The organism is Priestia sp. TSO9 (genome assembly GCF_021029645.1).
Taxonomy (GTDB): Bacteria; Bacillota; Bacilli; order Bacillales; family Bacillaceae_H; genus Priestia; species Priestia megaterium_E.
In genome coordinates this window covers 220,824-233,632 of the sequence record NZ_JAJEKD010000016.1, presented here as the reverse complement: position 1 = coordinate 233,632, position 12,809 = coordinate 220,824, and the positions used below count along the sequence as shown (strand labels likewise).

The following is a 12,809-nucleotide window of genomic DNA, read 5'->3' as shown; positions in this document are numbered from 1 at the left end:
GATGTATCTTGAAAAACATCTTATTTGTATGTACAGGAAACACGTGCCGCAGCCCTATGGCAGAAGCGTTACTCAAAGCTAAAAAGATACATGGAATAAACGTGAAGTCTGCAGGTGTATTCGCTTCAAATGGAAGTGAAGCTTCTGTTCATGCACAAGTTGCCCTTCACCAGAAAGGCATAGCTTGTTCTCATGCTTCGGCAGCATTAACGGAAGAACAATTGATGTGGGCTACTTATATTTTTACGATGACGGAGCAGCATAAAATGCTGATTTTGAACCAAGCCCCATACGTAAGTGATAAATTATTTACGCTAAAAGAATTTGCCGACGAGCAAGGTGAAGTATCTGATCCGTTTGGCGGATCATTACAGACGTACGAACAGACTTTAGAAGAGTTAGAGCGTATGATTAACAAAATAGTCGACAAATTATAAAAGGTCCCATAAATGTTTGCTGACTTAAAATGAACAGAAATTTAATATAAGAAGAAGGTATGTATGAGGAGGAAACAAAGATGAAAGTAGCTATTGCATCTGACCACGGCGGTATAAATTTGCGACAGGAAATTATCTCTTTAATGGAAGAATTAAATATTGAATATGTGGATTTAGGGTGTGAATGCACAGCGTCTGTAGACTATCCGGATTATGCACTTCCCGTTGCTCAAAAAGTGGCGAGCCAAGAAGTAAGTCGAGGCATTCTTATTTGTGGAACAGGCATCGGTATGAGTATAGCAGCTAATAAAGTAAAAGGAATTCGCTGCGCTCTAGTGCATGATACGTTCAGTGCAAAAGCAACAAGAGAACATAATGACAGCAACATTTTGGCAATGGGTGAACGTGTCATTGGGCCGGGACTTGCACGTGAAATTGCGAAAATTTGGTTAATGACAGAATTTGAAGGCGGCCGACATGAAAATCGCGTGAATAAAATCAAACAGTATGAGCAGCAAAGCGATGAAACAGTAACTGTATAATGTGAACGTATTCAATGAAAGAAAGGAAGAAAAATGTGTCTGAACTTACGAAATGGAAAGAGCAGTTGGAAACAGTTTTATCTGATTTTTTAGCACAAGTGCAGTTGTCTTCAGAACATACACTTGTCATTGGATGCAGTACAAGCGAGGTAATTGGTGAAAAAATAGGAACCGCAGGCGCAATGGAAGTCGCAGAAATGATTTTTGATACACTAGCAGATTTTCGAAAAAAAACGGGTGTCCACTTAGCATTTCAATGCTGTGAACATCTCAATCGAGCACTGGTAGTAGAAAGAGAATTAGCTCGCAAAGAGCGTTTAGAAATCGTTAGTGTTGTTCCTATCCATAAAGCAGGCGGAGCGATGGCTACACAGGCCTATGGCCAGCTTAAAGATCCTGTTTTGGTAGAGTTTATTAAAGCTGATGCCGGTATTGATATTGGAGATACATTCATTGGTATGCATTTAAAGCATGTCGCAGTACCCGTTCGTTGTACGTTAAACGCAGTTGGACACGCTCATGTTACTGTAGCAAAGACGCGTCCAAAACTAATTGGTGGAATGAGAGCGTTTTACGAACTTTCGTAATTAAATATATTAAAATAATACACATTTTTTCTTTTTTATTCTAAATAAATCATGTTACAATGTAGTTGAATCAACAAATAACGAACATTGCGAATACGAAATGAGGAGAGGATTTTGATGGAGAAACAACTAATGCAACAAGATCCAGCAGTTTATAATGCGATCAAGGATGAATTACAAAGACAACGTACTAAGATTGAGCTAATTGCTTCAGAAAACTTTGTAACAACAGCGGTAATGGAAGCACAAGGTTCAGTTTTAACAAATAAATATGCTGAAGGCTATCCAGCTAAACGTTACTACGGCGGCTGTGAACACGTAGACGTAGTAGAAGATTTAGCTCGTGATCGTGCAAAAGAAATTTTCGGAGCAGAGCATGTGAATGTTCAACCTCACTCAGGTGCACAAGCAAACATGGCTGTATACTTCACTGTTTTAGAGGCTGGAGACACAGTACTTGGTATGAATTTATCGCACGGCGGTCACTTAACGCACGGAAGTCCTGTTAACTTTAGTGGTGTTCAGTACAATTTCATCGAATATGGCGTAGATCGTGAAACACATCGTATTAACTACGATGATGTATTAGAAAAAGCTCGTACACATAAACCAAAATTAATTGTGGCTGGTGCAAGCGCATATCCACGCGCAATCGACTTCAAGCGTTTCCGTGAAATCGCTGATGAAGTAGGCGCTTATTTAATGGTAGACATGGCTCATATTGCTGGTCTAGTAGCTGCAGGCCTTCATCAAAATCCTGTGCCACATGCTCATTTCGTTACAACTACAACACATAAAACACTGCGCGGACCACGCGGCGGTATGATTTTATGTAAAGAAGAATTTGCGAAAAAGATTGATAAGTCAATCTTCCCTGGTATTCAAGGTGGCCCATTGATGCACGTTATCGCTGCAAAAGCAGTAGCATTTGGTGAAGCGTTACAAGATGAATTTAAGCACTATGCTCAAAATATCATCGACAATGCTAATCGTTTAGCAGAAGGATTAAAGAAAGAAGGATTTGCTCTTGTATCTGAAGGAACAGACAATCACCTTGTGTTAATCGACGTAAGCTCAATGAATTTGACAGGTAAAGTAGCTGAAAAAGCACTTGATGATGTAGGTATTACAACAAACAAAAATACAATTCCTTACGATGAGCAAAGCCCATTTGTAACAAGCGGTATCCGTATTGGTACAGCTGCGGTTACAACTCGCGGATTTGGCTTAGAAGAGATGGATGAAATTGCTTCTATCATCGGATTAACGCTTAAAAATATTGAAGATGAAGAAAAGTTAGCTGAAGCTAAAACACGCGTTGAAGCTTTAACAAGCAAGTTTGAAATGTATAAATCACTTTAAGAGAGACAGGCCTTTGTGCCTGTTTTTTTATGGAGAAAGTGGTAGCAATTCAATCATTTTTTGAATAATGCTTGAACTCAAAAACTTTTTTCTGTAAAATGAATGCAATGTATAAATTTAATTAGCAAGAGATATGTTTTTACTAGTACGTACCATTCAATTCGTTGAATGGTATTTTAATGTGTACATCTTTATATATAAGGAGAGATATCAATGGGCAAAGTATACGTATTTGATCACCCGCTTATTCAACACAAATTAACTTACATACGCGATGTAAAAACGGGAACGAAAGAGTTTCGTGAATTAGTTGATGAAGTGGCAAGCTTAATGGCTTTTGAAGCGACACGTGATTTACCGCTAGAAGACGTTGAAATTGAAACACCGGTTTGCAAAACAAAGTCAAAAGTTATTGCAGGGAAAAAGCTTGGTATCGTTCCAATTCTTCGTGCTGGTATCGGCATGGTAGATGGATTTTTAAAACTAATGCCAGCTGCTAAAGTTGGACACGTTGGCTTATATCGTGATCCAGAAACATTACAGCCTGTTGAATATTATGTAAAGCTGCCTAATGATGTAGAAGAGCGTGACTTTATTGTAGTAGATCCTATGCTTGCAACAGGAGGGTCAGCTGTAGAAGCAATCAACTCTCTTAAAAAAAGAGGCGCTAAAAACATTAAATTTATGTGTTTAATTGCTGCTCCTGAAGGCGTGGAAATCGTAAAAGAAGCACACCCTGACGTAGATATTTACATTGCGGCATTAGATGAAAAATTAAATGACCATGGATATATTGTTCCAGGTTTAGGAGATGCAGGGGATCGTTTATTCGGTACAAAATAATTTGTAGATTCGGGTGATGAACATGAAGCAGCCAATTAAAGTAATGACGATATTCGGGACAAGACCAGAAGCAATTAAAATGGCCCCTCTAGTGCTAGAGCTTAAAAAGCGACCGGAGGAGTTCGAAGCGATTGTTACGGTAACGGCTCAGCACCGTGAAATGTTAGACCAAGTATTGAGCATTTTTGACATTCAGCCTGACTATGACCTTAACATTATGAAAGATCGCCAAACTCTTATGGACGTAACGACCAGAGGATTAGAAGGTTTGGATGACGTAATGAAAAAAGTAAAGCCGGACATCGTACTTGTACACGGCGATACAACTACGACGTTTATTGCCGGACTAGCAGCTTTTTATAATCAAATTCAGGTGGGACATGTTGAAGCAGGTTTGCGCACATGGAATAAATATTCTCCATATCCGGAAGAAATGAACCGTCAGCTTACAGGCGTTCTCGCTGATTTGCACTTTGCTCCAACCGATAAGTCTGCAGCTAATTTGCAAGCAGAGAATAAAAAAGAAGAGCGGATCTTTGTGACTGGAAACACAGCTATCGATGCGTTAAAAACGACAGTAAAAGAGACATATGAGCATGAAGTGTTAACGAAATTGGGAGATGATCGTCTCATTTTATTAACGGCGCATCGCCGCGAAAATTTAGGCGAACCAATGAAAAACATGTTCCGTGCTGTTAAACGTATTGTGGATGAACATGAAGATGTGCAAGTTGTGTATCCTGTTCATTTGAATCCGGTAGTTAGAGAAACAGCAAACGATATCTTAGGAAATGACCCACGCATTCATTTAATTGAACCGTTAGATGTAATTGACTTCCATAACTTCGCTGAGCGCGCTCATATTATTTTGACAGATTCGGGCGGTGTTCAAGAAGAAGCTCCTTCATTAGGCGTACCTGTATTGGTACTTCGTGATACAACAGAGCGACCGGAAGGAATTGAAGCAGGAACGCTCAAACTAGCAGGAACGGAAGAAGAAACGATTTATACGCTAGCAAAAGAGCTGTTAATAGATGAAGACGTATATAAGCAAATGTCACAAGCATCGAATCCTTACGGAGACGGCTTAGCTTCTAAACGTATTTGTGATGCTATTAGCTACTATTTCAACCGCCGTGAAAACAGACCGGAAGCTTTTAATCCGCTTTCGTAAGATTTCTAAACACCTTTCACATGAAAAGTGTCTCTTTGAGACACGATAGTGTGAGAGGTGTTTTTTATGTGGATTAAATGGTTAATGATTAGCTTTATATTAGGAAGCGGGGGAGGACAAATGTCACTCAATCCGACATTTCCTTCTATAAAACAAGAAATGAATCATCAGGAAAAATCAATAATTGTCATGATTGAAAAAGAAAAATTCGCGAAATTTAAAAGTCAGCTACAAAAAAATTATCCTAATATAAAGATTAAGAACGAATTTCACACAGTGTTTACAGGACTTTCATTAAACGGCTCCATCTCGGATTTGGAAAAACTATCTCATAATCCTTTTATTATTGGTTCACATTCTGTTAAAAACTACCAGGTTGCAGAAGAAAATAGTGTAACCTTCATTGGCTCAGAACAAGTAAGAGGCTTATTTGATACTTATAATCAGCGCTTAACAGGAAAAGGGATCAAAGTAGGCGTCATCGATACGGGTGTTGATTATTCTCATCCCGATTTAAAACAAACCTACAGGGGAGGGTATGATGTAATAGATAAAGACTATGAACCGATGGAAACCACTCGCGAGCAAGGAGAGCCTACTCTGCATGGCACTCATGTAGCTGGTATTATTGCAGCAAATGGAAATATTAAAGGTGTAGCACCTCAATCGGAGATCTACGCATACCGAGCTCTTGGACCAGGAGGAGCTGGAACGTCTGAAAGTGTTATTCTAGCTATCGAAAAAGCAATTCAAGATGATGTAGATATTATTAATTTATCATTAGGAAATGATGTGAATGGCCCGGATTTACCAACAAGCTTAGCGTTAGATCGAGCTGTTGAAAAAGGAATTGTAACGGTTACATCCAGCGGCAATTCAGGTCCAGGTTTATGGACGGTGGGCTCTCCGGGTACAGCGGGAAAAGCTATTTCCGTTGGCGCTTCTGTTTCCCCGACAACAGTTCAATTTCTAACAATTGGATTTAACAAAGAAAAAATTATGATGGCGCCAGTAGAAGGGTCTCATCCATGGAAGTTTAATCAAACGCTGCGTGTAATAAATGAACAATACTCCAAAGAGCAAAAGCATGCGTTGGGCAACGTCATTTTGCTAAAAGCAGAAGGAAATGCGGTTGAAAAAAAGATTAAACAAGCTGAACAGGCAGGAGCAAAAGCCGTTATTTTATATAGTCCGACTGAAAAAAGCATAATCGGTAAACTAAAAGAGTCAGTAAATATTCCAGTGATATGGGTAAGTAAAAAAAGCGGTGATACCATTAATCAACACATTCAGTCTCAACAGCCATACTTACGCACTGGCAAGCAAGTGGTTCAAGACTTGCTTACATCTTTCAGTTCAAGAGGGCCTGTAACGACTACTTGGGGAATCAAGCCGGACGTCGTCGCACCTGGTTACTTCATTAATAGTACAGTTCCCGGCGGATATGAACGCATGCATGGCACAAGTATGGCTGCGCCCCATGTAGCTGGAGCGTGCGCTCTTATTTTACAAGCTCACCCGAACTGGTCTCCTGAACAAGTCAAAGCTTCATTGATGAACACAAGTAAAGTAATGCACCAGCTAAACGGTCAAACGTATCGCGTATATGAACAAGGAGCCGGGAGAATTCAACTAGCAAAAGCTGTCACAGCAGACTCTTTATTTTATCCATCTTCTTTATCTTTCGGTATTTTTACGCGCCCATCAAAAAAAGTCTTATCATTTAAAATTGATAACCAGTCTGATAAAGCAAAAACGTATCGCTTAAACGTTCCGAAAAGGGATGAAGGAGTGAACTGGGATATTCCATTACCCGTCACGGTGCAGCCCCATCAGACAAAAGAAATAGCTGTCACTTTATCGGTGCAGCCCCGTTTTAAAAATAAAGGTATATATGACGGATATTTGGAAATAAATGATTCACGTGAAACATTTTCGCTTCCTTATATGTACATGGTTAGCATTCCAGATTATCCTCGTGTCATGGGATTGCAAGTAGCAGCGGAAAAAGAGAAAAATACGTATAGCTATGAACTGTTTTTGCCTGAAGGAGCAGATGAGTTAGGCGTTGCTCTTTTTGATAAGCAGTCTTTACAGTTTATATCGTATTTAGATGTTGACGTTGATGTAGAAAGAGGCATGAGAAAACGAGAAATAACGATTGATGAATCGCTTGTACCGGGGGCGTACCAAATATTTGCATTTGTGAAAAAGCATAGACAAGAGCAGGTTGTACACAGTACAATAACGATTGAATGAACCTCTTTAAATGTTTTCATTTGAAGAGGTTTTATGTGTGGCAGAAATGTGAACAATAAGAAGAGATTGTGAAGTTTTTAGCTTAAACACATTGACATTAAATATACGCTATTGTATGCTTACAGGGAATATAAATGATAAGGTTTTCAACCTGTGAAAACCGTTGATATTTCTGCGTATTTTATTAGCTGTTTTTACCTTTTTTAGCAATTTTTTTTGCCTTTCTATCATATATTGAGCTATAACAACGATAGAGAATTCGGAAAAAAGAAAATTTTGCAAAAGGGGTATGAGCTTATGAAAGATCGCAACCGTCATCCTTTGCAAGCGATGGCATTAGTGTCAATCATTCTATCACAGTTAGCAGGTTCAGTCTTAATTGGCTTATTCTCTGGGAGATGGGCTGATCAATGGCTTGATACCGAACCACTATTTTTGATTTTAGGCCTTCTTTCAGGGCTAGCAGCAGGTGTTTTTATGATGCTGCGGACAGTCCACCATTTTTTTTCAGGAGATTAATAATTCATGCAGGATTTGCAGCACGTTTTTCCAAGACTTCGTTCATACATATTGTATTTGTTAGCATTATACGTTCTCGGCTGGGGATTTACAAGTTATAAGGCTGTTTTTGCAGGTTTAATTTTAGGAACCGCCCTGAGTTTGTATAATTTGTGGAACTTGGTAAGAAAGTTTGAGCAGTTTGGACAGGCGTTGGATGAGGGGAAAAAGCCCCGTTCAATTGGGACTGTTGTAAGATTTGCAACAGCTGCTCTCGCAGTTGTGATTACCATCTCTTATCCAAAAACCTTTCATATTATTAGTGTAGTTGTGGGATTAATGACGTATTATGTTGTCATTATCATAGATTTAGTTGTTCAAAATATGCGTAGAAGATAGAAAGAGAGGTGAACACAGTTGGGTCATGAATCACCAACTATAGAGTTTCTAGGCCTTACTTTTAGTCAAAGTAACTTGCTTATGGTTACCGTAGCTTCTGTTATTGTATTCTTAATTGCAGTTTTATGTACTCGTACTCTTGCTATGAAGCCAAGCGGTGCACAAAACTTTATTGAATGGGTCTTAGATTTTGTTAAAGGACTCGTTAATAGCAATATGGATTGGAAAACAGGTGGCCGCTTTTTGACGCTAGGTGTAACTTTACTTATGTACATTTTTGTGTCAAATATGTTGGGTCTTCCATTTGCCATCGTGATTGACCATAACTTATGGTGGAAATCGCCAACCGCTGATCCAGCAATTACGCTGACGTTAGCCGTTATGGTAGTTGTACTATCACATTATTATGGTATTAAAATGCGAGGTTTCTCTGCATACACGAAAGATTACTTCAAGCCAATGGCATTTTTATTCCCGCTTAAGATTATCGAGGAGTTTGCCAATACGTTAACGCTTGGCCTTCGTCTTTACGGTAATATTTATGCTGGGGAAATTTTGTTAAGCTTGCTAGCTGGTTTAGCAACAACAGGCTTCTTAGGTACAATTGGAGCTGCTATTCCAATGCTTTTATGGCAAGGATTTAGTATTTTTGTAGGCGCAATTCAGGCCTTCATTTTCACAATGTTAACGATGGTTTATTTATCTCACAAAGTGAGTAGCGACCATTAATTTATAAAGCTTTGTTCAAGTAATACCCAATTTGGACAAAACAAAACTTAGTTAAACAAAATCATATATATTAAGGGAGGACTTTATAAAATGGGTTTAATAGCATCTGCAATTGCGATTGGTTTAGCGGCACTAGGTGCTGGTATTGGTAACGGTCTTATCGTTTCTAAGACGATTGAAGGCACAGCTCGCCAACCAGAAGCACGTGGTACATTAACTTCAATGATGTTCGTTGGGGTTGCCTTAGTTGAGGCGCTTCCAATTATCGCCGTAGTTATTGCATTCATGGTACAAGGTAAATAATAATGTGTTACATGTGGCGAAGATCATTCAAAAGAACCTTCGCCATTACTTTATGTCTTTAATAAGTAAATTATATATGTGGAGTCTCTGAAGGGAGTGAACATGGCCGTGTCGAACATGTTTGTGTTAGGAGCAGCAGGCATTAATGGTGGAGATATTCTTTTCCAATTAGTGATGTTCCTTATCCTACTTGCGTTACTTCAAAAATTCGCGTTTGGTCCTGTAATGGGAATCATGAAAAAACGTGAAGAGCATATTGCCGGTGAGATTGATGAAGCAGAAAAGCAAAATGAGGAAGCGAAGAAGCTTGTTGAAGAGCAGCGTGAAATCTTAAAGCAATCTCGTCAAGAAGTGCAAGTAATGATGGAAAACGCTAGAAAGTCTGCAGAAGATAAAAAAGAAGAAATCATTGCGGCAGCACGCGAAGAGTCTGAGCGTCTAAAAGCTGCAGCAAAACAAGAAATCGAACAGCAAAAAGATCAAGCAGTTGCTGCGTTACGTGAGCAAGTTGCTTCATTATCTGTTTTAATTGCGTCGAAAGTTATTGAAAAAGAACTTTCTGAACAAGATCAAGAGAAGTTAATTCATGAATATATCCAAGAAGTAGGGGATGTACGATGAGTCAACCAGCTGTAGCCAAACGCTATGCACTAGCTCTTTTTCAATTAGCAACAGAAAAACAGATGATCGATGAAATGCAAGACCAGCTACAAATCGTTGAAGAGGTGTTTGCTAAAACACCTGAATTAATGGATGTATTAACTCATCCAAAAATTACAATTGAGCGAAAAAAACAGTTTGTAAGTGAGGCATTTGCTGAACTTTCATCAACTGTTCAACATACGGTTCTTCTATTATTAGAGCGTCACCGCATTCAAATTGTTAGCGAAATGGTACAAGAGTATCGTTTCCTAGCGAACGAAGTACGTGGCGTGGCAGATGCAACTGTTTATTCTGTCAAACCTTTAAGTGCAGATGAGAAAAGAGCAATCTCGCAATCATTTGCTTCTAAAGTTGGAAAACATACGTTAAATATTTCAAATATAGTAGATAAAAGCCTAATCGGCGGCGTGAAGCTTCGCATTGGTAATCGTATCTATGATGGCAGCATTAGCAGCAAATTAGAAACGATCCAACGAGGACTTCTTGCACACAGATCGTAGATAGGGGTGAAATTCATGAGCATCAAAGCTGAAGAAATTAGTGCGCTGATCAAGCAGCAAATTGAAAACTATCAGTCTGAGATTAAAGTGAGTGATGTAGGTACTGTTATCCAAGTTGGGGACGGTATCGCACGTGCTCATGGCCTCGACAATGTCATGGCTGGAGAACTGGTTGAATTTTCAAATGGTGTCATGGGAATGGCACAAAACTTAGAAGAAAACAATGTAGGTATCATTATTTTAGGACCATATACGGAAATTCGTGAAGGTGACGAAGTTCGCCGTACAGGACGCATCATGGAAGTTCCAGTAGGGGAGCAGTTAATCGGTCGTGTTGTTAACTCATTAGGTCAGCCAGTAGACGGATTAGGCCCAGTAGAAACAACAAAAACACGTCCAATTGAAGGTGCTGCACCTGGCGTTATGGATCGTAAATCAGTACATGAGCCGCTTCAAACAGGTATCAAGGCGATTGACGCACTTGTGCCGATCGGTCGTGGACAGCGTGAGTTAATTATCGGTGACCGTCAAACGGGTAAAACATCGGTAGCAATCGATACAATCTTAAACCAAAAAGATCAAGATATGGTATGTATCTATGTAGCGATTGGCCAAAAAGAATCAACAGTTCGTAACGTAGTAGAGACATTACGTAAACACGGTGCTCTAGATTACACAATCGTTGTAACAGCATCAGCTTCACAACCAGCTCCACTATTATTCTTAGCGCCATACGCTGGGGTAACAATGGGTGAAGAGTTTATGTATAACGGTAAGCACGTACTTGTTATTTACGATGACTTAACAAAACAAGCATCAGCTTATCGTGAACTTTCATTACTATTACGCCGTCCTCCAGGTCGTGAAGCGTATCCAGGGGATGTATTCTACCTGCACTCTCGTTTATTAGAGCGTGCGGCAAAGTTATCGGACGCAAAAGGTGGAGGTTCATTAACAGCTCTTCCATTTATTGAAACGCAAGCAGGAGACGTATCTGCTTATATCCCAACGAACGTAATTTCGATTACAGACGGACAAATTTTCTTACAGTCAGATCTATTCTTCTCAGGCGTACGTCCTGCGATTAATGCTGGTCTTTCTGTATCACGTGTAGGGGGATCTGCACAAATTAAAGCGATGAAAAAGGTAGCAGGTACACTGCGTCTAGACCTTGCATCTTATCGTGAGCTTGAATCGTTTGCTCAGTTCGGTTCTGATCTTGACCAAGCAACTCAAGCAAAATTAAATCGAGGAGCGCGTACAGTTGAAATCTTAAAACAAGGTTTACACAAACCGCTTCGCGTAGAAAAGCAAGTAGCTGTGCTTTACGCATTAACAAAAGGTTTCTTAGATGATGTTCCAGTATCAGATATTACACGCTTTGAAGACGAGTACTTAACATGGTTAGAATCAAACCGTAAAGAAGTACTTGAATCAATCCGTACAACTGGTGGCCTTCCTGAAGCTGGCGTATTCGAATCAGCACTTGAAGAATTCAAGAAAACATTTATTGCATCTGAATAATATATTGTCAGCATGGTATGTTAAGACAATCTTTCAATAAGGTGAAGGTGAACATTTGTTCACCTTTCATACCACGTGATCTTCTAAAACAAGGTGGTGAAACCTTTGGCATCATTACGTGATATACAAACTCGAATCACATCGACGAAAAAAACGAGCCAGATTACGAAAGCAATGGAAATGGTTTCAGCTGCAAAGCTGAATAGAGCGGAACAAAATGCAAAATCGTTTGTTCCATACATGGAAAAAATTCAAGAGGTAGTCTCAAGCGTAGCCCTAGGCAGCAGAGGCGCTTCACATCCAATGTTAACTGCGCGCAGCGTGAAGAAGACTGGTTATATCGTAATCACTTCAGATCGCGGTCTAGCAGGAGCATATAACAGTAATATTTTGCGAAAAGTATCTCAAGCTATTGAAGAACGCCATCAATCACCTGATGAATACGGTGTGATTGCAATTGGACGAGTAGGGAGAGATTTCTTCGTAAAACGCGGTATTCCGGTTTTGCTTGAAATCACAGGCCTAGCAGATCAGCCAGCTTTTGCTGACATTCAAGGAATCGCTTCACAAACAGTTCAAATGTTTGCGGACGGTACGTTTGATGAACTTTACTTATACTACAATCACTTTATCAATACGATTTCACAAGAAGTGACGGAGAAGAAGCTATTGCCTCTAACAGATCTTCAACCTTCTGGTAAACTTGTTGGTTATGAATTTGAACCATCACAAGAAGAGATTTTAGAAGTATTACTTCCTCAGTATGCAGAGAGTTTAATTTACGGCGGCCTGCTTGATGGAAAAGCAAGTGAGCATGCTGCTCGTATGACAGCGATGAAAAGTGCAACAGACAACGCAAAAGATCTTATCAACAATCTTACATTGTCATATAACCGTGCACGTCAAGCGGCAATTACCCAGGAAATTACGGAAATTGTTGGCGGAGCGGCAGCGTTAGAATAGAAAGTTTAATGGAAAAGCAAGTTAGG

15 protein-coding genes are annotated in these 12,809 nt (G+C 39.6%); all 15 read left to right on the top strand.

Features of this window, described 5'->3' with window-relative positions; translation table 11 throughout:
- Window positions 1–8: 8 nt before the first annotated feature.
- The 15 genes from LJC66_RS26105 to LJC66_RS26035 all read left to right on the top strand — a co-directional run bounded on the left by LJC66_RS26105 (window position 9) and on the right by LJC66_RS26035 (window position 12,783).
- Entirely contained in the window at window positions 9–437 is a 429-nt protein-coding gene (locus LJC66_RS26105) for a low molecular weight protein arginine phosphatase (protein WP_195695680.1), read from the top strand.
- A gap of 80 nt (window positions 438–517) precedes the next feature.
- Window positions 518–979 carry a ribose 5-phosphate isomerase B gene (gene rpiB, locus LJC66_RS26100; protein WP_050690854.1) on the top strand — a complete coding sequence of 154 codons (462 nt, stop codon included), beginning with the start codon at window positions 518–520 and terminating at the stop codon, window positions 977–979.
- Between the two features lie 35 nt (window positions 980–1,014).
- Entirely contained in the window at window positions 1,015–1,566 is a 552-nt protein-coding gene (locus LJC66_RS26095; protein ID WP_029319400.1) for a TIGR01440 family protein, read from the top strand.
- A 117-nt stretch (window positions 1,567–1,683) separates the two neighbouring features.
- On the top strand, window positions 1,684–2,928 hold the full coding sequence (locus LJC66_RS26090) for a serine hydroxymethyltransferase (protein WP_013059811.1): 1,245 nt from the start codon (window positions 1,684–1,686) through the stop codon (window positions 2,926–2,928).
- 213 nt (window positions 2,929–3,141) lie between these two features.
- Window positions 3,142–3,771, top strand: coding sequence for a uracil phosphoribosyltransferase (upp, locus tag LJC66_RS26085; RefSeq protein ID WP_013059810.1), 630 nt, complete (start codon window positions 3,142–3,144; stop codon window positions 3,769–3,771).
- Window positions 3,772–3,793: 22 nt separating this feature from the next.
- Window positions 3,794–4,945, top strand: a complete 1,152-nt coding sequence (gene wecB, locus LJC66_RS26080) for a non-hydrolyzing UDP-N-acetylglucosamine 2-epimerase (RefSeq protein WP_016765923.1) — start codon at window positions 3,794–3,796, stop codon at window positions 4,943–4,945.
- Window positions 4,946–5,011: 66 nt separating this feature from the next.
- Window positions 5,012–7,204 (top strand): S8 family serine peptidase, encoded by a 2,193-nt coding sequence (locus LJC66_RS26075; RefSeq protein WP_230933804.1) that lies wholly within the window; start codon window positions 5,012–5,014, stop codon window positions 7,202–7,204.
- A gap of 297 nt (window positions 7,205–7,501) precedes the next feature.
- Complete coding sequence (locus LJC66_RS26070; RefSeq protein WP_013085464.1) at window positions 7,502–7,723, top strand: AtpZ/AtpI family protein; 222 nt, start codon at window positions 7,502–7,504, stop codon at window positions 7,721–7,723.
- A 6-nt stretch (window positions 7,724–7,729) separates the two neighbouring features.
- Entirely contained in the window at window positions 7,730–8,101 is a 372-nt protein-coding gene (locus LJC66_RS26065) for an ATP synthase subunit I (protein ID WP_013059806.1), read from the top strand.
- A gap of 18 nt (window positions 8,102–8,119) precedes the next feature.
- Entirely contained in the window at window positions 8,120–8,830 is a 711-nt protein-coding gene (gene atpB / locus LJC66_RS26060; protein WP_013059805.1) for a F0F1 ATP synthase subunit A, read from the top strand.
- Window positions 8,831–8,920: 90 nt separating this feature from the next.
- On the top strand, window positions 8,921–9,133 hold the full coding sequence (atpE, locus tag LJC66_RS26055) for a F0F1 ATP synthase subunit C (RefSeq protein WP_013059804.1): 213 nt from the start codon (window positions 8,921–8,923) through the stop codon (window positions 9,131–9,133).
- 102 nt (window positions 9,134–9,235) lie between these two features.
- Window positions 9,236–9,754, top strand: a complete 519-nt coding sequence (locus tag LJC66_RS26050) for a F0F1 ATP synthase subunit B (protein WP_013085463.1) — start codon at window positions 9,236–9,238, stop codon at window positions 9,752–9,754.
- On the top strand, window positions 9,751–10,296 hold the full coding sequence (locus LJC66_RS26045; protein WP_230933803.1) for a F0F1 ATP synthase subunit delta: 546 nt from the start codon (window positions 9,751–9,753) through the stop codon (window positions 10,294–10,296). Before LJC66_RS26050 ends, LJC66_RS26045 begins: the two co-directional genes overlap by 4 nt.
- 15 nt (window positions 10,297–10,311) lie before the next feature.
- Window positions 10,312–11,820, top strand: coding sequence for a F0F1 ATP synthase subunit alpha (atpA, locus tag LJC66_RS26040; protein WP_013085461.1), 1,509 nt, complete (start codon window positions 10,312–10,314; stop codon window positions 11,818–11,820).
- A gap of 105 nt (window positions 11,821–11,925) precedes the next feature.
- Window positions 11,926–12,783, top strand: a complete 858-nt coding sequence (locus LJC66_RS26035; protein ID WP_013059800.1) for a F0F1 ATP synthase subunit gamma — start codon at window positions 11,926–11,928, stop codon at window positions 12,781–12,783.
- Window positions 12,784–12,809 lie beyond the last annotated feature (26 nt).